A 25,586-nucleotide genomic window follows, 5' to 3' on the forward strand; every position below is an offset into this window, starting at 1 on the left:
GAGGAGTGTCACGGGTGTGTCTCTCGAGAATTCCGTAGCTGAGCACAGACTCTATAACCTATGAAAATCAAAAGGCAGTAATAATAAGAGGTAACTGCAATGACCGTCACCGCTATCGAATCGCCCCAGCTCGCCAAGTCGCGACTGTACACTGCGCCTTTCCTTGGAGCACTCGCCCTGGGTTGGATCATTCTGGAAAAGATGGTCGCCCATATTTTCCTCGTTACCCTGATTTACGTCGGTATTCCTTCGGCGATTGCCTATGCTGTGGCCTTTGTGGTTGGCCTGCTCGGGTTGGTTTTGGTCTGGAAGGGCCTTCAGCAGAATGAGGTGCGCGGCACCTGGATGGGCTTTGTTGGCGGCTCCCTCATTTGGGTCTTCTGGTTTGAAATGTACCTGCACTTTATCGGTGGGGAAAATAACTTTGCCCTGGCGATGACGGAATCTGGACCCGCATACCTGTCCAAGACCGATCTCGCCGCCTTGTTTGCTGGCGATACATCCATACCCCGTCCCTATTTTATGGGCGAGCATGTGTTTCTGCAGAGCAGCACATTGTTCTGTTTCATGCTCATGATCTATATGGGGCTTAACAAGGATATTCGCTGTCGCCTGATTCTCTGGGTGCGCAAAATTTTCGGATTGCGCCCGGGTAAGCCTACCAAAGGCTACAAGCCGCAATATGCTCGTGTTGCTGCGACCGAGTTACTTTTCGTTAACTGGTTTATGTATACGTTAATGCTTGCGGTAAACGATGAGCGAATCTTTGGCCTGCACCATCTGGCCAATTATGTGGCTTTCGCATTGGTGGCGCTTTGGTCCGCCATCATTATTGCCAAGCAATTCAAACAGAAAGAGGCGGGGCTTGCGATTCGTTACGCCATCGCGGTGGGCGGTGTCTTCTGGTACCTGCCTGAGCAGATGGTGCTGTGGGAGATGTTCCGTGAACCCTGGGTTTACTATAACGAGTTCCCGGTAACGGCCTCCGCCATTCTTCTTGCTTATGTTGGACTGATGGTCTTCTTCTGGAAGACGCCGGTGAACCCGGAAACGGGGAAGTCCGTTTAGGCGTAGTTCCGTGCCCCTGGGTTAATTGACAAAGTCGCGTCTTGCTGATGTGAGCAGCAGCGACGGTAATCCGGGGCAGGCTGTTATTTTGGCACGCTAATTTTTACTCATTGGAATTGTTTTGGGAGTTGTCCTATGAGCAAGGCACTGAATGGTATTCGCATACTGGATTTGACCCATATGCTTTCCGGACCCTACGGTGCGATGCTGCTCGCCGATATGGGTGCAGACATGATCAAGGTGGAACCCCTGGCCGGGGAGGGCACGCGCAAACTCCTTGCCAATGACCCGGAAAATTCCATCGATGGCTTTGGTGCCTACTACCTGACGTTGAATCGCAACAAGCGCAGTGTTGCACTCAATCTGAAGAGTGAGCGCGGCCGCCAGGTCTTTTATGATCTGGTCAAAAAGGCGGACGTGGTGATCAGTAATTTCGGCCCCGGTGTGCCGGAGCGACTGGGTATCGATTACGGCACGCTCAGCGCCATCAATTCGCGCATCATTACCTGCTGTGTATCCGGTTTCGGCTCGGATGGCCCCGGCGCAAAGCGCCCGGCGTTTGATCAGGTGGCACAGGCTTACGGCGGCGGTATGTCGATCACTGGCGAAGACCCCGCGAACCCGGTGCGGGCCGGTATTCCTATCGGGGACCTGGGTGGCGGTATGTTTGCGGTGATGGGTATTCTCGCTGCGATCGCGGAGCGCGCCAGTAGCGGCCACGGTCAGCACGTGGATATTTCCATGGTGGACTGCCAGATATCCATGCTGAACTATATGGCCACCATGCATTTTCTCAGTGGCAAGAATCCTTACCCAATCGGCAATGCGCATTTCGTGCATGTCCCCTATAACAGCTACGCCACCGCGGACGGGTTCATCATCATCGCGGTAATTACCGATAATTTCTGGCAAAACCTCAAACCGGTAGTGCAGGTTCCGGAATTCGACGACCCGAAATACGATGGTCAGCCGGGCCGGTTTGCCGACAAGGCGTTCATTGACGGGAGGCTGGCAGAGATTTTTGCCACCGATACCACCGAAGCCTGGTTGCACCAGCTGGAGGCGCAACGCATACCCTGTGCCCCGATCAATAATCTGGAGCAGGCACTAAACGACCCGCAGGTACTTCATCGCAACATGGTGGTGGACATTGCGCACCCCAATGGCAAGAAGACAAAGGCTCCGGGTAACCCGATCAAGCTTTCCCGTACCCACGAAGACAGCTTTTCGCCTGCGCCGCATATTGGTGAGCATACGGATCAGATCCTGAGTGAGCTGTGTGGCTATACCCAGGCAGATATCGATGCACTGAAAAGTGACGGCGATGCAGCCTGAGACTGTCGGGCTCTGATGGAGGTTGATGGAGATCAAACATGCGTGACAAGGTACTGATCAACGATGTTGGTCCGCGGGATGGGCTGCAAAACCAGTCCAGTATTCTGAGTGTCGAGCAGCGTATACAGGTGATTCGCGGTCTGCTGAATGCCGGGGTGCGTTCGGTAGAGGTGGGGGCATTTGTGTCACCCAAGGCAGTGCCGGCAATGGCGAATACCGATCAGGTTCTCGCTGGGCTTACATCAGAGTCCGGTATCGATCGACAGGTGCTGGTGCCTAACGCTAAAGGGTATGAACTGGCGCGCAGGGCTGGCGCGGATACGGTGGTGCTGGTGATTTGTGCCAGCGAAACCATGAACCAGCGCAATGTACGGATGTCGGTTGAGGACTCCATGGCGCAGGCGCGGGAGATCTGCCGTGCGGCGCGCACCGATGGTATTCGCGTGGTGGGTTGTATCGCCGTGGCCTGGCAATGCCCTTTTGAGGGGGCCACCGATCCCGGCAGGGTGATGGATCTCGCCGGGCAGCTGTTTGCGCTGGGTGTGGATGATGTCAATGTGGCCGATACCATTGGCGCAGCCAACCCGAAAGTGGTCAATGACCTGATGGGTGCGCTGGCTCGCGAATATGGTGCCAGCCGCTTAGCGTGCCACTTTCACGACACACGAGCCTTGGCGCTTGGGAACATCTATGCCGCGCTGGAAGCGGGCATACGCAAGTTTGACAGTGCCGTAGGTGGTATTGGCGGATGTCCCTTTGCGCCGGGGGCTACCGGTAACGCCGCCAGTGAAGATGTGGTCATGCTACTGGAGCAGATGGGGCTCGATACCGGGATCGACCTGGCCGCACTGATGGACGTCGGCAAGTTGGTTGGATCGATGCTGGGTGTTGCGACCGGTGGCCGGGCTGATACCTGGCGCCGGTTACAGCTTGAGAAGGGGGCGCCGCTCATCTGAACCAGCTGTTGTGTCGTACCTAATTTCTATACCGGTATTCCACCGGTGCCCAACAAGAAGTGACAAGAGGAGAGCTGACCGATGATCGATCGATTCCTGCGTGGCTGTGTAGCGGCCGCGTTTGTTGTCTGTGGTACTGGGGTGAATGCTGGAGAAGACACCGCGAACGTCAAACTTACCGTTGCCAATATTCAGTCACAGGTGGGTAAGCTGTATATCTCGGTATACGACTCCAAAGATACCTTCCTTGGCGACACCAAGGTGTATGAAAAGGTGGTTGGGCTCGAAAATATCAAAGATGGTCAGATTGAAATCAGTTTGACATTGCCCTACGGCGCGCTGGCGATCAGCGTGCATCATGATAATAATGCCAACGGGAAGATGGACAGTAATTTTATCGGCATCCCGAAAGAACCCGTGGGCTTGTCCAACGGCCACGTTCCGAGATTTGGCCCGCCCAAGTTTTCCAAGGCCGTGATCGAAATTTCACAGCCAGAACAGCAGGAGTTGATTGCGCTCATGGATTGAGCTGCATTAATTTATATCGAGGATGGTAGTGAGGGCAGGGCGCATCAGCGCCCGCCCAGTGGATCCTGCGGGGATCGCCCGATCACCCGCGCACCCGTAAAGAACTCAATAGACTGCTCGTGTCCTTCTTCGCCGAGCCCGGACAGCCCCCAGGCGCCCCGCGGCGTGCCTTCGCCGATACTCAACAGGCTGTAGCCATTTATCTTGACGCCACCGGTACGCATCTTGCGGGCGAAAGCAAAGGCCTTTTCTTCATCCCCACTGTACACGTAACCTGCGAGTCCCAGGTCGGTGCCGTTGGCCAGCGCGAGGGCTTCACTATCATCTCGGAACGTGTGTAGCGCCGCGACCGGACCAAAAATTTCCTCGCGCGTGTCTTCCGGGCGACAGCCGTCCACCAGTGTCGGCGCGATAAAATTTCCTTCCAGTTGCGGCAATGTCGTCGCGGTTAACACCTGGCCACCCTTGCTGCACAAGCGCTCGATATCCGCTTGCACCTGCTCAAAGTGGCCGCGGTGTACCAGGGGGCCCATATCGCTGTCTTCATCGAGGGAGTGGCCAAGGCGGATACTGGCCAGTTGACTCAGCACCTTATCCAGCAGGCGATCTTTTACCGATTCATGGACGAGCAGGCGGCCCAGGGCGCGACACCACTGCCCATTGAGATTGGTAAGCCCATAGACAATGCCGGTTGCGGCGAGATCCAGGTCGGCATCGGCAAATACAACCAGCTGGTTGTTGCCGCCCAGTTCCAGCTGTGTGGGGATGAAGTCTTCCGCGCAGGCGCGGGCGATGGCGCGGCCACCGGCAAGACCGCCAGTGAAGGAAACCGCTTTGATACGCGGGTCTTCCACCAATTGTGCGCCCACTGTGCGATCACCCAAAGTGAGCTGGAAGACGCCTTTCGGCAGTCCGGCGCGATCGGCGGCACGGGCCATCATGATCGCGGAGTGGGGGGTAAATTCCGAAGGTTTCAGGATGCACGGCGCACCGGCGGCGAGCGCGCTGGCTACCTTGTGGGAGCCGATTGCGGTAGGGCCATTCCAGGGGGCAATGAGCAGTGCCGGGCCCCAGGGTCGGCGCAGGTATTCCACGTCTCCGCAGGGGCCTGGTACTAACTTGTCCAGATGCCCCTCGCGCAGATAGGCTGCCGCGCCGCGAAATACGAACGGCAGCATCTTGGCCATTTTGCGCGTCGTGCGAATGATGGCCCCCGAGGTTAGGCTGTCGGCGATACTGATAGTTTCTGCATACTCAGCCCCGCTCAATTCCTCGGCCATGCGCTCCAGCAGCTCGGCGCGCTCCTGTGCGGGAGTGTCTTCCCAGGCGCCGGTCTGGTATGTGCGGTCCGTAGACGCCAGCGCAGCCTGTACCTGCTCCCGGTCGCAACCACGACGTGTTTGCAGTGCCGCGCCGGTGTTGGCGTCGTGCAGGCTGTATCCGCGGTCCATGGCGGGTGTCGAGAACTCGCCATCGATGTAATTTGTCAGCTCCGGTAACGGATGTTCACGGCTCATAAAGGCTTACCGTTTTTTATTCGTATTGATATTGCTTGCTTGCCGCGAGTAACTCATCGGCACCGAGCAGCTCGTTCACTGCGGCCAGGTCGATCATCTGACTGCGCATGTCATTTACGTGGCCAGCGCGCTGCAATTGGGCCAGCATCTTCTGCGCGGCGGGAATAAACAGGTGCAACAGGGAGGCGGGGAAGAGCGCTATGCGGTAATTCAGGGCTTCTAGTTCCGCCACAGATTGAACGGGGGAGTGGCCACCCTCAACCAAGTTGTGAATGAGCGGCGTGCGCTGACCGAGACGCTCGCCGACAATCTGCATCTGCGTCAGGTTTGCCGGTGCCTCCACGAAAATGGCATCGGCGCCCGCTTCCAGGTAGCGTTCTGCCCGTTCCAGGGCATCGTCAAAACCATTGACCCCGAGCGCATCGGTGCGAGCAAAAATGAGGGTTTCCTCGCTCTGCCGGGCATCCAGCGCCGCATGTATTTTGCCCACCATTTCCTGACAGCTGATGACCTGCTTGCCGCGCATATGGCCGCAGCGTTTCGGCATTAGCTGATCTTCCATCTGTAGCGCGGAGGCACCCGCACGCTCAAATGTGGTGACGGTGCGGCGGACGTTGAGCGCATTGCCAAAACCGGTATCCATATCCACGATCAGTGGCAACGGGGTGCGTTCGCGAATGACCGCCACGGTCTCCGCCACTTCGGCGGCACTTACCAGGCCCATATCCGGGCGTCCGAAGCGGGCAAAAGACAGGCAGGCCCCGGAAAGGAAGGCGGCCTCGAACCCGGCCTGTTCCACCAGCCGCGCGCTCAGGCCGTCGTAAATACCGGGTACTGAAAGTACCCGGTTGGAGGCCAGCAACTGTTTCAGGGATTCAGGCATGCTCGGGTCTCGCGTGCATAAATGTCTTGTTACTCGCTGCGCTCTTCCGCGCACAGAATCCGCACCAGGCGATCCGCCAGGGGCTTGCCCACAAGGCGCTCGGCGATGGGGTTTGCCGGGTCCAGGTGCACGATATTGCGGCGGATCAGGGTGTCGCGCTGCTTGAGTTGCGCGCGCGCCTGAGGATCTTCGACAGGTTTGGCCGCTTCGACCAGCTTCAGCCAGTGCTCCACATAGGCAAAGATTTTCGGCTCGACCTTTTCGCGGTAGAAGTCCAACGGCACCACGCCAGCCAACGCTACAGGCGAGAGCGAACCGCGAATAAACGGCATGGCCGCATTGAAAGGCTTCACACCTGCCTCGAACAACTCCGCCTGCAGGCTCATGTAAATGTCGTTCAGGGGTGCCAGGTATTTTTCGACATGCTCCGGGTAGGACAGCGGCTCGTAGCGCGGCATCGGGTCCACGTAGAAAAAGGCATCAGGCAAGGTGCCGAATGCCATACCCAGGTGCGGAACATCCACGCTGTCGTTCAGGTAGATGGTCAGGTGAATGTTGGTGAAGGTGTTCTGCGGAACACCGATATTCGAATGGATGACCCAGTCCACCGGCGATGCATCGCCGGTGAAGGTGCGCATCCTGCCCACATGCTCGCCCTTGAGATCATCGAAGGTGTGCAGATCGGCACAGCGCATGTCCTCTTTCAGCGACAGGCGGTTCTGAATCAGTTCCCACACGCGGTCGCGGGTGGTCATCACCGCATCGAAGATTTCACTCGTATCGATATGTTCATTACCGGCGAGGTGCGCGGCGAATTCTTTTGTCAGATTTTTGGTGTTTTCCATATCAATAGTTCTCTATTGGCTGGTTGCAATTGCAGAGATGGAAGACGGCTTGTCGGCCGCGCTTTGAATTGAAAGGTGTTTGCGCAGCCAAAGGCTCCAGACGCAGACAGCAAAGTTCAGTACGCCGAACAGCACGAAGGGGGCGCTGGGCGATACCTTGGCGAACAGGACGCCGCCGCCAGAGGTGCCGAGTAAAATTCCAAACGCGCCGGCAACACCGAAGAAGCCGATGGTTGCACCGCGATAGGCTTCTGGCGCTTGCTGGCCAACAAGGGCCTGGCTGCTGACAAACGCACTGATTTCGGCAATACCCATGACAAACAACAGGGCAATTACCCAGTCGGCAGTGGGGTCGTGGATCAGGAACACCGCACCGTAAACAATGGCTGCCAGCCCCGATGCCATGGCGACGGCGGTTACCCGCGTGGTGCGGTCTGCGATCAGGCCCATCATCACGGAACCGAGCAGGGCACCGGCAACCGTCGCCAGTACTCGCGGGACCGCCAGCTGGAACATGGCTTCGCTGGCGGTCAGGCCCAGTTCACGGGTTCCGTACTGGACCAGCCACAGTGAAATAAATGCGCCCGTCACGGCGAGGTCGCCACGGGAAATAAACGCGGCACCGTAGGACAGCGCGGTCTGGGGATCCCTTGCGGCTTTGAGCCCGCCGATCAATGTACGTGCCAGGGACTCCCGGGCCTTGGTGGCGGTTTGCGCGACTCTCGGTGCCAGTCCCGCCAGTGCGACCAATGCTGCGACCAGGCCCAGGGCGCCCGCCACGGCGAAGGTGCTTTGCTGCGCGGTCAGTTCATCCATACCTTGTCCGCTGAATACGCGGGGCAGGCTGGCGAGTATGGGAGGAATAAAAGCACCCAGGGTGGCAGCCATTGCCTGCATGCCATTGGCGCGACCGCGGGATGATTCCGAGGCGTAATCGGCGACTACGGTCACCATCATTCCGATCATGGCGGCGCTGCCCACGGCGACCAGAAGGCGGAACGCAACCAGCTGGGCAATCGAGCCGGCATGGGGGTAGAGAGCAAATCCGATACCGGTCAGCGCCAGACCGAAAACATAGACCGGCCGGCGGCCAATGCGATCGGAGAGGGCGCCCGCGGTGCCAAGCAACAGGATGAATACCAGTTCCTGCATTGCCCCCAGGTAACCGGTCACCATGGCCTGTGTTTCCTGGGCGATGCCCATTACGTGCAGCAGGCCCGGTTGCAGGACCGACAGGGCACCTGCATAGCCAGAAGAGATAAACACCGCAAACAGGTAGGTTGCGAAGTTATTGCGGGAGATGCCGGGTGCCAGTGGGACGCCGAGCCAGGTTTTTGTGGGCGGATGGTTGGTGGTCTGGTTATTTGCATCCATGGTGCAGGGCCTCGCCATTGCCGGGCTGTTCCCAGCAGTTTTATATTCTTATACGTTCTTATTTAAAATCTTCAAAGTCCGTGCTGCGCGAACTGGTCTTCGCGCTTTCTTACCAGCCCCTTTACCAGCCGGGCAGCGATTTTGCCGCTGGTCAGCCAGCGAATTTTCTTTCCACTTCTGTTACAAGCCAGAATTTCTTCGGCCAGGTAAGCGGAAACCGTATCCACCTGGTCCACCAGGTTATTCATGAACTTGCGTGAGCGGGCGAACTTTTCCGGGTCCTGGGCAGCTTCGCGAATGACCGCTTCGGTAATAACCATGCCCGGGCGAATTTTGCCCACCAGAATACCTGTGTCTTTCAGTTCACTGGAGAGGGCGTCGGTAAAATAGTCCAGGGCACGCTTGGTGCTGCCGTATATACCCATGCCCGGGAAGTATTCACCGTCACTGCCGCCTCCCAGCATATTGAAAATCTTGCCGCTGCGCTGCTTTTTCATACCCGCTGCTGCGACCCGGCACCCATTGATAGTACCGAATAGATTGGTCTGCACCATCGCATCAATTTCTGACTGCGGAGTTTCTAAAATTTGCCAGCTGGTGCGCGCGAGCCCAGCGTTATTGATCCAGATATCGACCCGGGTAAACGCCTCCTCAGCGAATTCCCACAGCGCTTGCACTTGCGCCGGGTCACTGGTGTCGCAGGCAAAGCCCCGGCACTTGCGCGCGGGAATCTGTAACCGGTTGAGTGCGGTCCACACGGATTCTTCACTGCGTCCACTGATGACCACTTTGTGACCATTGTCCAGGAAGGCTTTGGCAAGGCCGAAGCCGATGCCTTTGGTACTGCCGGTAATGACGATATTGGCCATGCTGCAAGTCCGTGTGAGAGTCCGTTTGAGTTTCCGGGAGTCAGTCGTGGAAGTCTTCGTGGGAATTAGTGTAATAAAGATATATCAATAGTACAATTGGTCCCGTTAGGATTTTATGCAATGACTGGGCCCAATCACCGGGCTCGAATGCTTGCCTGGAACGATTGGAAGGAAATGACAATGCCAAAAGTCGCCGCGCTGCAGTTTGCCACTGGAACAGAGATCGACGAAAACCTCGCCACCTGTATCCGAATGATTGATACGGCGGCGGCCGCTGGCGCGCGGCTGATGGTGTTGCCGGAATTCTGCAATCGCATCTCCTGGTATAAAGATCAGGATCAGGCGTGGGACTGCGCACTGGATCTTCATGGGCCATTTCTTGACGCAATTGCTGAGCGAGCGCGCTTCCACGGCTGTTACGTTTTGATCAATGTGTCCCTGCGACGTGAGAAACCGGATATCACGGTGACTTCACTCATGTACGGCCCCAAGGGGGATCTGCTGGGTGAGGCCGACAAGCAGAGCCTGATGGGGCACGAGAATGACTTCTTCACCCCCGCTAGGAGAGCTGCCGGGCTGGTAGACACCGAGTTCGGCCGGATAGGCTTTGTGGCCTGTCGCGATGGAATCAGTTTTGAACCCTCGCGGCGCCTGGCGCTGGCAGGGGCCGACCTGTTGTGCAATTCCCTGAATTCATTTGCGTTTGATGAGGCCAGCCTGCATGTGCGGGCCCGTGCGGCGGAAAATCGTCTGATCATGATTGCCGCAAACAAGGTCGGACCGCTGGTACCAGAGGCGGAATTGGCCCAGGTCAGCACAATGACCGAGATTCCCCAGGCGTTACTTTATGGCGCCGGTGAAAGTCAGGTGGTTGGCGTCGATGGTCGTCCACTGGTGGAGGGGAAGCGAGGGGTTGAGCAGGTCGTGATCGCCGACATCCCGGATCGCGACGCGCGCCTCCAGCTAAGCATGGGAGTGCTGGCCCGCCGTAAGTCTGCGCTCTATGAGGGGCTCAAGCAGAATGCTATAGCGCCCCAAGAGGATGCTGCGGCGGTTGTTGATGTCGCGTTGTTGGATCCCTGCGGGGAAGGGGAGGCCGCGATCGACCGCGCCGAAGCCCTGATTATGGACTTGCCCGACAATGTTGCCCTCGCGATATTGCCCGCATGTTTCCCGGTCCGCGATGCCGCAGAAGACTGGGAGCGCACACTGGGACTATGCCGAATTGCGGAAGCGCGGCTGTCCGAGGTGTGCCGCCGCAAGGGGATAAAAGTTTGTATGAGCGTGATTGAAGAGGGGCAGTACAGCTCCCATCACGTTGGTTTATTGCTGAATGAAAATGGACGTGCAATGGCGCAGCCACAATTGCACCGCTGCCCCCTGGGACTCGCGCCGGGCGGCACCGAGTTGCAGGTATGCGACCTGCCATGGGGGCGCGTTGCGCTGCTTGTGGGAGACGATTGCCTGTACCCGGAGCTGGCCCGCATCGCGGCACTGCAAGGGGTGCATTGCCTGCTGGCTATACCGTCAGCGGGAATGCGCTGCAAAAGCGGCAGGGGGCATAACTTACCCCTGCTGTTGGCGGCGCGGGCGGCGGAAAACCGGGTGTGTCTGGTTGCCGCTACCCGGGCAGGCAAGGGCGGCTTGCTCGCGAGCCTGGAGCAGGAATTCACCCTGATGGAACCCTGGCATCAACGCCGCTTTGACGGATATATCAATCACCCCCTGATCACTTCCCAGCAGGGGGAGGTAACCATAGCGACATTGCACCCGGCGGCCGCGGCAAACAAAATGCTCTCCGCCAATACGCACCTTTTGCGTGATCGCGCGCACCAGTCCACCGACTATCTGCTGCCAGTGCAAACCGGAGCAACGGCATGATTCCGGACAGGGCCGGTGGTGCTGTGCTGGCGCGAGGAGAGTATGAATACCGCTGCAATGACGACGTTGCCCCACTGAGCGAGATCTGGCAGGTAGCGCAGATGTCAAATGGATACGAGATCTCGAGTACGCGCACGGTGCCCTCACAGTCCCTGGTGATCAGGGCCCGCGCACAGGTCGTCAGTGGTTCCATCGCTCGCTGCTGGCTCAGGTGGTGTGTGCAGGGTGGCGAAGAGTGCCTGGCGACGGCAACTTACCGTGGTGATCGAAAGCGGAAAGCAGGGGGGCTGTATCGCTTCCGCCGTGCGGGTTTTCCGGTCAGAAGTGTCCCGGTCAAAGAGCAGCACTATTTTCCATTATTGCGTGTGTTTTCCGGCCAGCTTCTTGGGGCGCTTGCCGCAGAGGGTGGCCGTGGTGAAGTGCTGGTGCCATGGATTCAGGATCCAGCCCGGTCCGACAGGCTGTTTACCCCGGACTTTTCGTTGCGCACCCTGGAGCATCTCGGGGTGGAGCGGGGAGGTGATGGCGGTGGGCGAGTAGACTGCTACCGCTATGGAGGTGGTCAGTATGAAAACAGCGCAGAGTACCGGCTACGCGATGGTTTGTTGTTGGACTATCGCTGGCAACAGGGTGAAAAAATCTGGCACGTGCTGCTGAAAAACGTTTGCGGGCAATGGCCTGGAGAAAAACTCTGGCCTCATGCCCGCCCGAAGCCCGCACTGACAAGCGCGGTGCATGAGGGAGTCGGAGAAGAGGTGGTGCGGTAACACCCGTTAGATTTCGTCCGCTTTCAGGTCCATCTGGTACTGGAAGCGGTCGGGGTGGTAAAGCACGTGCATAAAGTCCACGAGCTGTTCCTTGCCGTTCACCTTCGTGTAAGAGCGGCGGGTCAGGCTAAGTAAGGGAGCGCCTGCCGTGGTGGCCAGTTCTCGTGCGCTTTCACGGGTGGCGGCTTCGGCACTCAGGGTCTGGGTGACGTGGGTGATTTCCAGTCCCTGTTTGCGGAAAACTTCCAGTCTGGGTGTTTTCTCGAATTGCTTGGCGGATACCTTCCGCTTCAGGCCTGCGGTCCAGCTTACGTAATAGCCGAACGGTGCGCCGTCACGGGAGCGCGTACGCTCCAGTCGCAATGCGGTTTCGCCGGCTTCCAGATCCAGTTCCTCGCGAATTTCCGCCGGGGGTTGCAGCATTTCACAAGTGCGGACTTCCACCTCGGAATGCCGTGCCATGCTTTCGATTTCCTGCAGCATGCCGACCAGTGGCGCCTTTACCGGCTGCTGCTGGTACTCGTAAATCACGTGCGTGCCTTTGCCGCGGCGACGTTCGACCAGGCTCTCAGCGGCCAGCTCATCCATTGCCCGCTTGGCGGTAATGCGGGAAACGCTGAACGATTCCGCCAGCTGCAATTCTGTAGGCATCTGGTCGCCATGCTCCAGTGTTCCGTTCAGGATGGCATTTTTCAGCAGCGTATAAAGCTGGTAATACAGAGGTGCATGGGACTCTTCAGACAGCGATTCCAATTGCTGTTTACTGAATAGTGTATTTACTGCGTCCATAGCGTCGCGTCCTTCAGCCCGTCGGGAAAGCGCATAATGATATAACATTCTATGTCAAATGCCAGCCGGCCTCAGGCCGGCTCTGCGACGGGCTGCGCACATTCCTTTAGCAAGGCGTTCGCAGGTGCGGAAAAAACGCCTTGCTGGGCGGTAATAAACTCGAGTACGCGCTCCAGGTAAGCGATTCTATGGGGTTGCCCCAGCATCCAGGGGTGGATGTTCAGCGCGAGAATCCGACCGCCCTGGTCCTGTGCTTCTGCGAGCAGGAAGCGGCACGCATCCTCGATCTGTTCCGCGTAGGACGTTTCCGAGTGCAGGTTGTTACGCAAAATGAACTGGTCTTCCAGTTCGGTGGATAGCGGCATTGCCCACAATGCGCCGCTGTCGGTATGAAAGCGGTAGGGCATGTCATCGTTTACCCAGTCACAGAAATACTCAACGCCCTGCTCCGCTAGTAGGGCGGGGGTATTTTCACTGTGCGTCTTGCCCGGGCTGAGCCACCCGGTAATCGCTTGGCCGCTGGCTTTGCGCAGGCTGCCCAGAGTGCGGGATATCCATTCTTTTTCCAGGCCCTTCGACTGGCCGCCATAGTGCGGGGTGTCCATATTCCAGCCATGGGCAATCACTTCGTCACCGCGCTCACGCAACATGTCCATCAGGTAGGGGGTGCGCTGAACCAGGTCCCCATTGATGGCAAAGGTCGGTTTTACGCCGTATTTGTCGAGTGCGCGCAAAATTCGGTAGATGCCGACCCGGTTGCCGTAATCCCTGAGGGAATAGTGGCGCAGGTCGGGGTAGGGCATGGTCATTCCGCCCGCTGGTGGGAAAGGTAAGCCGCGCTGATTGAGCGGAAAATACTGCAGGCTCACATTAACCCAGAGGGCAAGTTTTCCCTGTTGCCAGTGCACGGGCTCGCGCTCAGTCAACATCTGCCAGGAGTAGTGGCTGTGATCCATGCCGTAATGGCGCTCGGGGTACTGGAGGTGCTCCGGCCCCAGGGGTTCCAGATCGCTCATGATTGGGCTGCCTCCTGCTGCGCCGAGCCATTTTTCACGGCGATATCGGCGCGCGCATCGTCGTAATGGTTTTCCAGATAAAACTCGGCGATTTCCCGACCGGTGGTTACCCACACATCGGAGTGGCCGGTAATGTATTCCAGCGCTTCTTCGAAGGCGCGCAGCCGGTGTGGGCAGCTCACCTGGTAATTGTGCGTAGGGATGCACATAACAGTGCCGTTCTCCGCACCCTCCTGATAAAGCCGGTCGAAGTTTTCCCGCAGCATCTGCCCGTATCGGCGCGGTTCCACCTTGTTGACCACATAGGCGATGGTGTCGTTCATCTCCAGAGAGTAGGGGATTGACACAAACCGTTTTCCGCTGCGCAGGTTGATCGGTGTGGGTTGATCATCATGGAACAGATCACAGGTATAGAATCCCCCCTCGTCGCCGAACAGCTCTGTGCCGACTTCGGCAAACAGGTCCAGCGTCTCTTCCGAGTGGGACAGGGCCGGTGCCAGATAGCCCGCGCACTTCTGTTCGGTATGGCGATAGATGGTTTCCATCGAGTCGCGAATCATTTCACGCTCCTGTTCGGCTGACATGCCGTAGGTGTAGCGCGTGTTGTAAATTCCGTGACTGAAGAACTCCCAGTTGCGCTCGCGGCAAAGCTCGATGATTTCCGGGTGGTGATCGCACAGCGCGGTGGAGAGAGAGATAGATCCGCGGATGCCGTATTTATCCAGTAGCGCCATCTGGCGCATGTGACCAACGCGGTTACCGTAATCGCGGATACTGTAACCGGGAACTGCCGGGCTGGGCTGCGGCCATGCCTTGCGGTGAGGGTTGGCTGGCGGGTTCAGCTCGTAAAATTCGATATTCGGCGCGACCCAGAAGGCTACCCGGGCCCCATTGGGCCAGGTCAGGCGCGGTCTCTCATGGTAGGGCCAGTAATCGTAAAAGCCGGGATCGGAGCGCATGGATGGCCTCGTCAAGCTGCAGGTTGCGGTTCAGTTATTGTTGTTTTCCAGCCATTGGAACACTTCCGCCACATCCACCACATCCGCATACTTTAGTGACAGATCGGTCAGGTTGGCGAAGTGGTAGCTTTCGTGTTTATCCGCCACGCACTCCTCGGGAACAATAGTGCGGTAGCCGCGGGACAGGCTGTCCACTGCGGTGGCGCGGATGCAGCCGGAGGTAGAACCGCCGGTGATGATCACGGTGTCCACCTGGTGCCATACCAGCAGGGATTGCAGCTGGGTTTCAAAGAAGGCGCTGGGCATTTTCTTGCAGTAAATCACGTCGCGCTGGCGGTCAATTTCCACGCGGTCATCGAACTCGCTTCTGGTGGAATCGAACTTGATGTTTTGCAGTGAGTCCGGTGTGTCGGTGCGGGTGCCCCAGATGCCGGCATCCTCTCCCGAGTCCATATAGGCCACGTGGGTCCAGACTACCGGCCAGCCCTTGGCGCGGAAGCTCTTTGCCAGCTCGTTGACGTAGTGCATCTGGTTGGGGTCGGTCTCATAGGCTGTCTTGAACAGGTCGGTGCGGGTGTAGGCTTTCTGCGGATCTACATTGACCAGGGCTGCTTTGCGCCCAAACCCGAAGCGTTTGCGCGCGGGGTTCGCTTTCACTTCCAGATAAAGCTCTTTGGCTGTCTTTGTTGTGGTTTCCATGGTCTGCCCCCGGAAATTTGGCTGTAGGGTAATAGTTGCTCTAGGCGATGTCTGGTATTGCAAGAGCCCGTTTCAATAGATGCTAACAGCTCTCTGAATATCGCCTTTTGACTTATAGCAATGCGTGCACCGATTTCTCCGGCTATTGTTGCGCCAACCAATAAGAAAGTATCTGGACGAGAAGTACCCGTATGAGCGCTTACCTCTTTGTGAAGTTGTTGCACAACCTGTGCTTTGTTTACTGGCTGGGCGGGGACTTGGGGACCTTTTATGCCAGTCGCTACGTGGCCCGGCCAGATCTTTCGCCGCAGGCCCGCAGCACCGCGCTGACGATCATGATGGGCTGTGACCAGGGGCCGCGCTTCTGCATGCCCCTGATCCTGCCACTGGGATTGCAGCTTGCGTATATGTCCGGGCAATGGTCGGTGGCACCAATTTGGCTGTGGTTGGCCTGGGGGCTATGCCTCGGTTGGCTGGCACTGGTGGCGACACTGCATTTTGCTCACGGTAAGGCCTTCATCCCTAAGCTGACTAAGCTGGATTTCTACCTGCGGGTAGTGCTCATTGTCGGACTGTTGACGCTCGCGGGATATGCGCTGGCAACCAACTTCATCCTCAGCGCGGACTGGCTGGCGATCAAGCTGGGGATCTTCGCGCTGCTGGTTATGTGTGGTCTGTTCATTCGCATGCGTCTCAAAGTGTTCGGGGCGGCCTGGGGCAAGTTGATGTCTGGAGATGAAAGTGACTCCGTCAATCAGGTCATTCGCAGTTCCATCGCCTCCTGCCGGCCGTTTGTCTATCTAATCTGGGTGGGCTTGTTGGTTAATGCGGCTTACGGGCTGCACCTGATTTACTGATTGCAGGACTCCGCTTATGAAACTCTACAGTCTTCCGCATTCGCCTTACGCCGCGCGCGTCCGAATGCAGGCTCGTCTGGATAACCTGGCTCTGGAAATCCTGCCGCCGCCGGTGCCGCTGCGTACCGAGGCATTCCTCGAACGATTCCCTCTCGGCAAGGTGCCGGTGCTGGAACTGGAGAGCGGTGAAACCATCGCCGAGAGCTGGGCGATCATGGAGTATCTCGCGGAGACTAAGGCGGGTGGTGGCAGCACACTGCTGCCGGAAGATGCGCTCGCACGGGCGCAAATGCGTATGGTCGGTCGCTACGCCGACTTGCACCTTGCGGCCAATGCGCTGTTTCCGCTGTTTCGCGCGACCATGGGTGGCAGCGAAATTGATGCTGCTGGCATAGCGGATGCCCTGCGCGCGGAGTTGGCGAAAGGCGAGCGTCTGTTCTCCAGCATTGACCGCGACCGCGCGCTCAATCTTGGCGATGTGGCACTTGCGCCGACAATCCTTTATCTGCAGGAGTTGTCACCCGTGGTGGGGGTGCCGCAGCCACTGCAAGGATTTGCGCAGCTGGAGGCTTGGTGGGAAAGGGTGAATGGTGTCCGTGCTATCAGCGACACCTTGCAGGAAGTGCGTGTTGCTTATCAGGCTTTCGTGGAAAGCTTGGCGGCAAAGGCCTGACTCCTTTCTCAGCTTTTGCCGGTTTTTATATCCGTTTTTTCTCTGGCGTGCGCATTTCCCGGCGCGCGCGGCGCTCTTTTCTTCCCTGAATTCTGCGGTATTTGTATGCGATCGATCGGGTGTCACGGCGTCGCCCTTCAATCAAATGTTATATTGACATAACAATATCTCAAGAATAGGATGTTTTCATATTGGCTTAACAGGCGGAGGGCTTGCCATGTCTACCACGATCATTGTGCTGTTCAACCTGAAACCGGGCGTTAGTCCATCGGATTATGAGCAGTGGGCAAAGACCACGGATCTGCCCACCGTGCGCAAGTTGGGCTCGGTCAATCAATTTTCTGTGCTGCGCACATCGGGCCTGCTCGGTTCTGAGGCGCCGGCCCCTTACCAGTACGTCGAACTACTCGAAGTAAACGATATGGAGACGCTGGGTGCAGATGTTTCCAGTGAGACCATGCAGCGAGTGGCGGCTGAATTCCAGCAGTTTGCGGACAATCCGCAGTTCATGTTGACCGACGTTATTTGATCACCTGAAGCCGGGAGCGCAACAGATGGGCACAATTGGCAAGTATCCGGAACTGAAAGATAAGGTCGCCGTCATTACCGGCGCTGGCCGCCGCGATGGATTGGGTGAGGCAATGGCCCGTCGCCTGGCCGCGGAGGGCGTCAAAGTGGTGCTGACTGACATCGGTCACGGTCAGGGGGAACACCTGCCCGAGGACGCGGTTGGCACCAGCGCAGAGATGGAAGAAATTGCCTGTGAGTTGCGCGACGCAGGAGGTGATGTTGCGACATTCAACTGCAATGTTCTAGAGCCCCAGGAAGTGCAGGCGGCGGCGGAGTTTGCGCTGGGTCATTTTGGTGGCCTGGATATCTGGGTCAATAACGCCGGTATCGGTTACCTGATGGAGCCGGTGGTGGAGATGGGCGTTGATAAGTGGGACGCAGTACTGGGGGTAAACCTGCGCGGTGCCTTTCTCGGTATCAAATATGCCGCCGAGATCATGTTGCGCCAGAGGCAGGGTGGGCGAATCATCAATATCGGCAGCCAGGCGTCCAAGTCAGGCTTTGCCCACGCTTCCGCCTACACCGCATCCAAGCACGGGCTGGTGGGGCTCACCCGCTCGGCGGCGCAGGAGCTTGGGCCTGCCGGAATTACCGTCAATACCATCTGCCCGAATCATGTGACTACCGGCCTGGGAGCCTGGCAAAACGCCCATTTTTCTGAGGTTACCGGCAAAGGCCATGACCGCTACATGGAAGATATGCGCGCGCGCATTCCACTGGGGCGCCCCGGGTTGCAGGAAGACGTGGCCAAGGCCTGTGCCTTTCTCTGCTCTGATGAGGCTTCCTATATCACCGGCGAGGCGATGAATGTCTCGGGTGGTGAGGAATATCACTGAGTTGCCTGCGAGGGGTTATCCGGTATGAGTAAGCAAGTTACCTGGCCCGGCGATGCGCGGCTGGCGTTGTCGATTGTGGTCAATGTTGAGGAAGGTTCCGAGAGCACCTTGCTCGATGGCGACCGCGGTCCAGAGCCAGTTGATGAGCTGGGTGTAGCGCCGCGCAAACCCATCCGCGCACATGCCAATGAAAGTAACTATGAGTACGGCATTCGCGAAGGCTGGCCACGCATTCAGGCGCTGCTTGAGCGCTACCGGATCCCGGCCACTTTCTGCGCGGCTGCCGTTGCGCTCGAGCGCGCGCCGCAAATCGCACGTTTCATTGCGGACGGCGCGCACGAGGCGTGCAGTCACGGCTACCGCTGGCAGCATCAGTTTGGAATGAGTGAGGACGACGAGCGGGAATTTATTCGCGCGGCGATTACCTCCATTACCAAGACCACCGGGCAGCGCCCGAGAGGCTGGCTGAGTCGCTATCTGCACACCGATAACACCCGCAGGCTGTTGCAGGAAGAGGGCTTTGATTACCACATGGACGATTACAGTGCTGACGCCCCTTTCTGGGCGCCGGTACAGGGTTCCGACAAACCCATGTTGGTCCTGCCCTATGCAATCGACTCCAATGATATGAAATTCTGGACAGCGCCGTCACTGACGCCGCAAGCCTGGCTGGATTATGCCTGCCGGACACTGGATACCCTGTTGCAAGAAGGTGCCGGGCAGGCACGCATGATGTCCCTGGGGTTGCACCTGCGTATCATCGGCCGTCCCGGCCGAATCGGTGCGCTCGATGAATTCCTGCGCTATGCCAAGTCACAACCGGGTGTTTGGTTTGCCACCCGGGCGCAAATTGCCGATGCATTCACCGCACAGGTTCCGGCAAATCAGGTGCGTGAGCCGCTGCGTGGATGGGAGCACTTTTGATGTTTGACGCGCGTAGCCTGTTATTTGTGCCGGGGAATCGCCCGGAGCGGTTTGAGAAGGCCCTTGCCAGTGCCGCCGATGTTATCTGTATCGATCTGGAAGATGCGGTGCCGCAAGCGCAGAAATCGGAAGCACGCGAGGCGGTGAGCACATTTTTGTCGGCTTGTAATGCGGACCAGCGAGCGCGCCTGTGTGTGCGCGTGAGCGCGGTCGGCACTGAGGCGGGCAGGGCGGATCTCGCGGCACTGTCACAGAGTCCGTTACCCGCACGATTAATGCTGGCAAAGACCGAAACAGAAAATGATATTCCGCAAGCCGTCGGCTTGCTCGATGGCTCGGCGCGCTGGATTGCGTTGATCGAAAGCGCCGCCGGCCTGCTTTCGCTGGATGCCATTTGTCGTGGTTCAGGGTTGGATGCCGTGATGTTCGGCGGTGCCGATTTCGCCGCCCAGATTGGTGCCGAGTTTGCCTGGGAACCATTGCTTTGGGCGCGCTCGCAAATGGTGGTGACCGCAGCCGCGCATCGGTTACCAGTCATAGATGTCCCTTTTCTCGATATACAGGATGCGACGGGTCTGGAGCAGGAAACCGGGCGCGTCGCTGCGCTGGGCTTTTCCGCCAAGGCGGCGATCCATCCTGTGCAGGTTGAGCATATCCATCGTGGGTTTGCCCCGGCACCGGAAGCGCTGGAGCGGGCGCGCAAGACGCTTGAAGCATTTGAGCAGGCGCGCGGTGGCGCCGTGGTGGTGGACGGGCGCATGGTGGATCAGCCCATCGTCGACAGCGCGCGCCGGTTGATCGCACGGGCGCATGCCAGTGAAGAAATTGTGTAAATCGCAGTAGGAAATTGCATATGGCTGGAGAAATGAAACAGGTTGGTGAAAACCGCTATCGCGAAACCTTTGGACGGTTCTTTGATGACTTCAAGGTGGGGGACACCTATGAGCATCGTCCCGGTCGCACCATCACCGAGACCGACAACACCTGGTTTACCCTGTTGACCATGAATACGCACCCTGCGCATTTCGACAAGGAATATGCTGCGGGTACCGAGTTCGGCAAGCCCCTGGTGTGCAGTCCGTTCACCGTGGCGTTGATGGTCGGCATGAGCGTGACGGATATCAGTCAAAAAGCCATTGCCAACCTTGGCTGGGATGACATTCGCCTGACCGCGCCACTGTTTGTTGGTGACACGCTTTACGCGGAATCCGAAGTATTGGACAAGCGCGAATCCAAGTCCCGCCCAAACCAGGGCATCGTTACTGTCCGCACACGCGGTATCAAGCAGGACGGCACCGAAGTCTGCTCATTTGTACGCAAAGTACTGGTGTGGAAGCGCGGTGCCGAAATGGAAGACAAAGTGAATTACTGAGCAGTCGAATAATCAGGAGACGGTGATGAGCTGGAGCGCAGAAGACGAGGCCGCAATCCTCGATACCATTGACCGGTTTGTGGCCAATGACGTAGCACCGATTGCACGGGAGAAAGACCTCGCTGATGAGTATCCCCATGAGTTGGTAGATACCATGAAAGAACTCGGCCTGTTTGGCGCCACCATCGGTGAGGCTTACGGCGGACTTTCATTATCTGCGGCCACCTATGCCCGCATCGTGCAGAAAATTTCTGCGGTTTGGATGGCACCGGGTGGTATTTTCAATTCCCACCTGATCATGGCCGCCGCAATCGAGCGTTTTGGTACTGAAGAGCAGAAGCAGCAGTTTTTGCCTCAGATGGTCGAAGGCAAGCTCCGTGGTGGTATTGCCCTGACCGAGCCGAATGCCGGTACCGATCTGCAGTCCATTCACTGTGTGGCACGACGGGATGGTGATGAGTATGTGGTAAATGGCAGCAAGATGTGGATCACCAATGCGCTGAACGGCAATTGCCTGGCACTGCTGGTGAAAACGGACCCCGACGCTGAACCGCGCCATCGCGGTATGTCCATGTTTGCCATCCGCACCAAGGACGACGACGGCAACCTGTTGCCGGGCATCACCATCAACAAAATCAAGAAAACCTGTTACCGGGCCATCGATACGGCCGAAGTCGTTTTCGAGGACTTCCGGGTGCCGATCGATAACCTGATCGGCGGCGAGGAGGGGCGCGGATTTCATATCGCGGTGGGCGGCCTGGAGCTGGGCCGCATCAATGTGGCAGCGCGCGGCGCGGGTATCGCCCAGGGGGCGCTAAAGCTGGCACTGCGCTATGCGCAGGAGCGGGAAACCTTTGGCAAACCCATCATCCAGCACCAGGCGATCCAGCTGAAGCTGGGGGAAATGGCGGCAAAGGTGGAAGCGGCCAAGTTGCTGGTTGACCAGGCCGCGCGCATGTACGACAGCGGCCAGCGCTGCGACCTGGAGGCGGGTATGGCCAAGTACTTCGCCAGTGAGGCCGGAGTCTTCTGTTCCCAGGAGGCGATGCGGATTTTTGGTGGCTATGGATTCTCGACGGAATACGAGATCGAGCGCTACTACCGCGATGCCATGCTGATGTGCGTGGGCGAGGGGACCAATGAGATGCAGCGCATCATTATTGCCAAGCAACTGGCGGCGCGCGAGGCTATTTGATGGAGACCACCAAACCGCTCGCCGGTATCCGTGTTATCGCCGTTGAACAATACGGTGCGGGGCCATTTGGCTCCATGCAGTTGGCGGATATGGGCGCGGAGGTCATCAAGATTGAAAACCCGGCGACCGGTGGCGACATCGCGCGACAGTCTGGTCCATATTTCCTTGGCGACAACGACAGCGATTTTTTCCAGACGTTTAACCGCAACAAAAAAAGTCTGACACTGGATCTAAAAAGTTCTGCGGGCCGCCAGGTCTTCGAGCGCCTGGTAAAGAGCGCAGATGTGGTAATGAACAACCTGAGAGGTGATCAGCCAGCAAAACTGGGCCTTGATTACGACAGTTTGGGCGCGATCAAGCCGGAGATTATTTGCGGCCACCTGTCTGCCTACGGCAGGGACAATGACCGGGTCAATTGGCCGGGCTACGACTACCTGATGCAGGCCGAAGCCGGTTTCATGGATCTCACCGGTGAGCCGGGCGCGCCGCCCGCACGCTTCGGTCTGTCGATGGTGGACTTCATGAGCGGCGTCACTCTGGCCATGGGCGTTTTAGGGGCTCTTGTTGGGGTCCTGCGCGGAGGCCGGGGCCGGGATGTCGACGTCAACCTGTTTGACGTGGCCATCACCCAGCTGACCTACCCCGCTACCTGGTACCTGAACCGCGGTCACGAGACCGAGCGGGTATCCCGTTCAGGGCATCCATCCACGGTGCCGTGCCAGACCTATCGCACAGCGGATGGCTGGTTGTTCGTGATGGCGATGACGGAAAAGTTCTGGCACATACTGGTGGAAGGGCTCGGCAGAAAAGATCTGCTGGCGGATTCGCGCTTCGCAACCGTGGCGGAGCGCCGGGCGCACCGTGAGCAGTTGACTGAAATTCTCGATGTCGAGTTCGCGCATCACTCCACTAACTATTGGCTCGAACGTTTCGCTGGGCGATTGCCAGTGGCACCCGTAAACCGCTTTGCTCAGGCGATGGACAACCCATGGCTGGCACAGACCGGCATGCTGCAGCCGATGCCTCACGTTGATAATAGTCAATTCAGGGTGCTGGCAAGCCCGTTAAAATTTGATGGAAACAGGCCCCCAGGTTCCGGCTGCTCCAGACTGGGCGAAGATACCGGGGACCTGCTGGAAGGGCTCGGGTACTCAGTCGCAGACATCGAATCGTTGGCTGCCGAGCGAGTCATCTGAGCGCCTGCATTTTTAGGCTCTGAGTGGAGACAATTTGTCCATGAAGTTACAAGGCATCCGAGTTGTCGATCTGTCTCTATTCCTGCCAGGGCCACACCTGACCATGATGATGGCCGATCACGGTGCAGAAGTGATCAAGGTCGAGCCGCAATCTGGAGAGCCCACGCGCAATATCGGACTGCGCCAAAACGGCGAAGCAGTCTGGTTCCGCAATACCCATCGCGGTAAAAAAAGCCTCTGCCTGAATCTCAAGGATCCGGCGCAGAAAGCCCAGCTGTTGTCTCTCATCGAAACCGCAGACGTTTTCGTGGAGGGGTTCCGGCCAGGTGCCATGGCGCGCCTGGGGTTGGATTACGCCTCCCTCAGTGCACTCAACCCCCGGCTGGTTTACTGCTCCATTTCTGCATTCGGGCAGACAGGCGAAAAAAGCCTGAAGCCAGCACATGATCTCAGTATTCAGGCAGAATCCGGAACCGTATTCCTTAATGAGGGGAGTGACGGCGAGCCGTGTTCTCCTGCGATGCCAGTGGCGGACATGGCTGGGTCACTGATGGCATTATCGGGCATACTGATGGCGTTGCTGCGACGCACCGAGACCGGTAAAGGCGATTATCTGGATATCTCCATGCAGGACAGTCTTGTGGCGTGGTTGCCAAACGCGCTGGGACCGGTTTTTGCGGAAAATCGCTCGCCCAGTGTCAAAGATGAGCGCTCCTGGGGTGGCAACGCGATGTATCGCATTTATCGCACCAGTGATGGACGTTACCTGACACTTGGCGGCAGCGAGGTAAAGTTTGCGCAAAACCTGTTTGCCAAATTGGGACGCCCGGACCTCGCCGAGGTCTGCAAGCGCCCACCGGGTGCACAGGAGGAAGCGATCGCCTATTTGCAGGCGGAGTTTGTCCGGCGTTCTCTGCCCGAATGGGAAGAGTGGTTTACCGACCTCGACGTTTGCTGGTCGCCGGTGCGACTGCTGCACGAAGCGCTGGAGGAAGAGCACCTCAAATCGCGCCAAATGGTATTTGAGGATGAGCAGGGCAACCGTCATCTCGGGGTGCCGATAAAGTTTTTGGACGAGCCGGCAAAGGTGAATACACAATTGCCGGAATTGGGTGAGCACAACCAGAGCTTGCTGGATACCAGGCAGGAAGCCTGACGACAAAAGAATTAGTTAATACAAAAATAAGTGATCCTCGCGTTTTGCAAGTGCGTAAACATGCTGAGATCAATAACACACTGAGGTGGTAAACATGCTGACTAACCTTTGGTATGTGGCAGAGTGGTCAAAAGCCGTAAAAGACAAGCCTGTACGGGTGAAACTGCTGGGGCAGAACTTTGTCCTGTTTCGTGACAAGAACGGTAAAGTGAATTGCCTGAGCGATGTGTGTATACACCGTGGCGGTTCACTCTCCAAAGGTTGGACCACCAAGCGGGACTGTGTGGCATGCCCTTATCACGGCTGGGAATTCGATGCGGAAGGGAAGGTGCAGTTTATTCCCTCTCGCGGTGAGGGGGCCCCGATACCTGAACGCGCGCGTATTGACGCTTATCCCACCGAGGAGCGCTACGGGATGATCTGGGTGTTCCTGGGGGATCTGCCAGAGGAAGAGCGCTACCCGATTCCAGAGTTTCCTGAATACGATGACAAGGACAACTGGCGAGCGGTGGAAGTTGAATACAACTGGACCGGGTCGGTAGATCGTGTGGTGGAAAACGGAATCGATATTGCGCATACCTCGTTTGTCCATCCCGGTTTTGGTTATCAGGAAATGGCGGACAAGAATGAGATCCTTAAAGTGGATCGAGGTGAGTACTGGGGTTCATCGGATAACGTGCTTTACCCACCACAATTGGAAGGCAATTTCGGCCTCATGAAGCTGTTCCGTGAAGACAAGGCTGCCACCTATGTGAGTCCGGCGTTTTACCTGCCAGGACATTGCGTGCGCTTGCACATCAAGGTGAACTCCTGGATGGAAATGGTGATCTTCGATGCGAATACTCCCATCGATGAAAATACCACGCGCTCATTTGCGGTGCAGGTTCGCAACTTCTTCAAGTGGTCGATTTTCGATAACGGTGCGAAGAAGCGCACCAAGAAAGTGTTTGGAGAAGATGGTGACATCGTGTCAGAACTGTCGCCCAATTACCTGCCGGAATCCCTCGAGCATGAAGTGTCCGTTGAACAGGACAAGTTTATGAGTGCCTGGCGGATGATTCGCCGCAAACATATCGAGGAAAAAGGCTGGAAGATTGATACCAAGGCCATGAAACCGTTCGAGGGTGAAAAGGTATTTACCATCCCATCACCCGCGCGTCGTTTGAACCCGCACTTTAAGTGGGCCCTGGATACGGTGCCGTTGATCGCGCCAACCCGCCGCAGTGTGGTTGCCCGGGAAGATGATCCTGCATCGACCGAGCCCGTCTGAAAAGGAAAAGGGGATCAGTAAGGATTGGTTCTCTCCTTTCACAATCAAAAA

26 protein-coding genes are annotated in these 25,586 nt (G+C 57.6%); 17 read left to right on the plus strand and 9 right to left on the minus strand.

Annotation, left to right across the window (positions count from 1 at the left end; genetic code table 11):
• The first annotated feature begins 99 nt into the window (after positions 1–99).
• From LC059_RS05610 to LC059_RS05625, 4 genes are all read left to right on the plus strand, one after another.
• Entirely contained in the window at positions 100–1,068 is a 969-nt protein-coding gene (locus LC059_RS05610) for a hypothetical protein (protein WP_226702826.1), read from the plus strand.
• A gap of 135 nt (positions 1,069–1,203) precedes the next feature.
• Positions 1,204–2,403, plus strand: a complete 1,200-nt coding sequence (locus LC059_RS05615; protein ID WP_226702827.1) for a CaiB/BaiF CoA transferase family protein — start codon at positions 1,204–1,206, stop codon at positions 2,401–2,403.
• 38 nt (positions 2,404–2,441) lie between these two features.
• On the plus strand, positions 2,442–3,359 hold the full coding sequence (locus LC059_RS05620) for a hydroxymethylglutaryl-CoA lyase (protein ID WP_226702828.1): 918 nt from the start codon (positions 2,442–2,444) through the stop codon (positions 3,357–3,359).
• Positions 3,360–3,440: 81 nt separating this feature from the next.
• Entirely contained in the window at positions 3,441–3,887 is a 447-nt protein-coding gene (locus LC059_RS05625; protein ID WP_226702829.1) for a DUF2141 domain-containing protein, read from the plus strand.
• A 44-nt stretch (positions 3,888–3,931) separates the two neighbouring features.
• Here LC059_RS05625 and LC059_RS05630 read toward each other — a convergent pair whose 3' ends face one another.
• Genes LC059_RS05630 through LC059_RS05650 form a run of 5 tightly spaced genes read right to left on the minus strand, consistent with a single transcriptional unit; the run spans position 3,932 to position 9,375 of the window.
• Positions 3,932–5,404: an aldehyde dehydrogenase family protein gene (locus LC059_RS05630; RefSeq protein WP_226702830.1), complete on the minus strand. Its 1,473-nt coding sequence runs from the start codon at positions 5,402–5,404 to the stop codon at positions 3,932–3,934.
• A 16-nt stretch (positions 5,405–5,420) separates the two neighbouring features.
• Positions 5,421–6,287, minus strand: a complete 867-nt coding sequence (locus tag LC059_RS05635) for an isocitrate lyase/PEP mutase family protein (RefSeq protein ID WP_226702831.1) — start codon at positions 6,285–6,287, stop codon at positions 5,421–5,423.
• Between the two features lie 29 nt (positions 6,288–6,316).
• Positions 6,317–7,132 carry a hypothetical protein gene (locus LC059_RS05640; protein WP_226702832.1) on the minus strand — a complete coding sequence of 272 codons (816 nt, stop codon included), beginning with the start codon at positions 7,130–7,132 and terminating at the stop codon, positions 6,317–6,319.
• A gap of 12 nt (positions 7,133–7,144) precedes the next feature.
• Positions 7,145–8,524 (minus strand): MFS transporter, encoded by a 1,380-nt coding sequence (locus LC059_RS05645; protein WP_226702833.1) that lies wholly within the window; start codon positions 8,522–8,524, stop codon positions 7,145–7,147.
• A gap of 53 nt (positions 8,525–8,577) precedes the next feature.
• Positions 8,578–9,375 carry an SDR family NAD(P)-dependent oxidoreductase gene (locus tag LC059_RS05650; protein ID WP_226702834.1) on the minus strand — a complete coding sequence of 266 codons (798 nt, stop codon included), beginning with the start codon at positions 9,373–9,375 and terminating at the stop codon, positions 8,578–8,580.
• Between the two features lie 180 nt (positions 9,376–9,555).
• On the opposite strand from LC059_RS05650, the gene LC059_RS05655 reads away from it, so the two are divergent.
• Complete coding sequence (locus LC059_RS05655; RefSeq protein ID WP_226702835.1) at positions 9,556–11,256, plus strand: carbon-nitrogen hydrolase family protein; 1,701 nt, start codon at positions 9,556–9,558, stop codon at positions 11,254–11,256.
• Positions 11,253–12,023, plus strand: a complete 771-nt coding sequence (locus tag LC059_RS05660) for a hypothetical protein (protein WP_226702836.1) — start codon at positions 11,253–11,255, stop codon at positions 12,021–12,023. The genes LC059_RS05655 and LC059_RS05660 overlap by 4 nt, the downstream gene beginning before the upstream one ends.
• 6 nt (positions 12,024–12,029) lie before the next feature.
• On the opposite strand, the gene LC059_RS05665 is transcribed toward LC059_RS05660, so the two are convergent.
• The 4 genes from LC059_RS05665 to LC059_RS05680 form a co-directional block, all read right to left on the minus strand.
• Positions 12,030–12,812, minus strand: a complete 783-nt coding sequence (locus LC059_RS05665; RefSeq protein WP_226702837.1) for a GntR family transcriptional regulator — start codon at positions 12,810–12,812, stop codon at positions 12,030–12,032.
• A 71-nt stretch (positions 12,813–12,883) separates the two neighbouring features.
• Positions 12,884–13,828 (minus strand): polysaccharide deacetylase family protein, encoded by a 945-nt coding sequence (locus LC059_RS05670; RefSeq protein ID WP_226702838.1) that lies wholly within the window; start codon positions 13,826–13,828, stop codon positions 12,884–12,886.
• Positions 13,825–14,787, minus strand: a complete 963-nt coding sequence (locus LC059_RS05675; protein WP_226702839.1) for a polysaccharide deacetylase family protein — start codon at positions 14,785–14,787, stop codon at positions 13,825–13,827. The genes LC059_RS05670 and LC059_RS05675 overlap by 4 nt, the downstream gene beginning before the upstream one ends.
• A 30-nt stretch (positions 14,788–14,817) precedes the next feature.
• Entirely contained in the window at positions 14,818–15,486 is a 669-nt protein-coding gene (locus LC059_RS05680) for an isochorismatase family protein (protein WP_226702840.1), read from the minus strand.
• A 191-nt stretch (positions 15,487–15,677) separates the two neighbouring features.
• Here LC059_RS05680 and LC059_RS05685 point away from each other — a divergent pair, with 191 nt between their 5' ends.
• From LC059_RS05685 to LC059_RS05735, 11 genes are all read left to right on the plus strand, one after another.
• A complete protein-coding gene (locus LC059_RS05685) occupies positions 15,678–16,343 on the plus strand; it encodes a hypothetical protein (protein WP_226702841.1) in 666 nt (221 codons plus the stop codon).
• Between the two features lie 16 nt (positions 16,344–16,359).
• Positions 16,360–17,016, plus strand: a complete 657-nt coding sequence (locus tag LC059_RS05690; protein ID WP_226702842.1) for a glutathione S-transferase family protein — start codon at positions 16,360–16,362, stop codon at positions 17,014–17,016.
• A gap of 217 nt (positions 17,017–17,233) precedes the next feature.
• Positions 17,234–17,545, plus strand: a complete 312-nt coding sequence (locus LC059_RS05695; RefSeq protein WP_226702843.1) for an REDY-like protein HapK — start codon at positions 17,234–17,236, stop codon at positions 17,543–17,545.
• Positions 17,546–17,570: 25 nt separating this feature from the next.
• Positions 17,571–18,422, plus strand: coding sequence for an SDR family NAD(P)-dependent oxidoreductase (locus tag LC059_RS05700; protein ID WP_226702844.1), 852 nt, complete (start codon positions 17,571–17,573; stop codon positions 18,420–18,422).
• A gap of 24 nt (positions 18,423–18,446) precedes the next feature.
• Complete coding sequence (locus LC059_RS05705; RefSeq protein ID WP_226702845.1) at positions 18,447–19,346, plus strand: polysaccharide deacetylase family protein; 900 nt, start codon at positions 18,447–18,449, stop codon at positions 19,344–19,346.
• Complete coding sequence (locus LC059_RS05710; protein ID WP_226702846.1) at positions 19,346–20,179, plus strand: HpcH/HpaI aldolase/citrate lyase family protein; 834 nt, start codon at positions 19,346–19,348, stop codon at positions 20,177–20,179. The genes LC059_RS05705 and LC059_RS05710 overlap by 1 nt, the downstream gene beginning before the upstream one ends.
• A gap of 20 nt (positions 20,180–20,199) precedes the next feature.
• On the plus strand, positions 20,200–20,718 hold the full coding sequence (locus LC059_RS05715; RefSeq protein ID WP_226702847.1) for a MaoC family dehydratase: 519 nt from the start codon (positions 20,200–20,202) through the stop codon (positions 20,716–20,718).
• Positions 20,719–20,743: 25 nt separating this feature from the next.
• Complete coding sequence (locus LC059_RS05720) at positions 20,744–21,913, plus strand: acyl-CoA dehydrogenase family protein (protein ID WP_226702848.1); 1,170 nt, start codon at positions 20,744–20,746, stop codon at positions 21,911–21,913.
• Complete coding sequence (locus LC059_RS05725; protein ID WP_226702849.1) at positions 21,913–23,109, plus strand: CaiB/BaiF CoA transferase family protein; 1,197 nt, start codon at positions 21,913–21,915, stop codon at positions 23,107–23,109. Before LC059_RS05720 ends, LC059_RS05725 begins: the two co-directional genes overlap by 1 nt.
• A gap of 40 nt (positions 23,110–23,149) precedes the next feature.
• On the plus strand, positions 23,150–24,265 hold the full coding sequence (locus LC059_RS05730) for a CaiB/BaiF CoA transferase family protein (protein WP_226702850.1): 1,116 nt from the start codon (positions 23,150–23,152) through the stop codon (positions 24,263–24,265).
• A gap of 94 nt (positions 24,266–24,359) precedes the next feature.
• Entirely contained in the window at positions 24,360–25,535 is a 1,176-nt protein-coding gene (locus LC059_RS05735) for an aromatic ring-hydroxylating oxygenase subunit alpha (RefSeq protein ID WP_226702851.1), read from the plus strand.
• Positions 25,536–25,586 lie beyond the last annotated feature (51 nt).

The organism is Microbulbifer elongatus (assembly GCF_020524885.1).
In the GTDB taxonomy this organism is placed as follows: Bacteria; Pseudomonadota; Gammaproteobacteria; order Pseudomonadales; family Cellvibrionaceae; genus Microbulbifer; species Microbulbifer elongatus_A.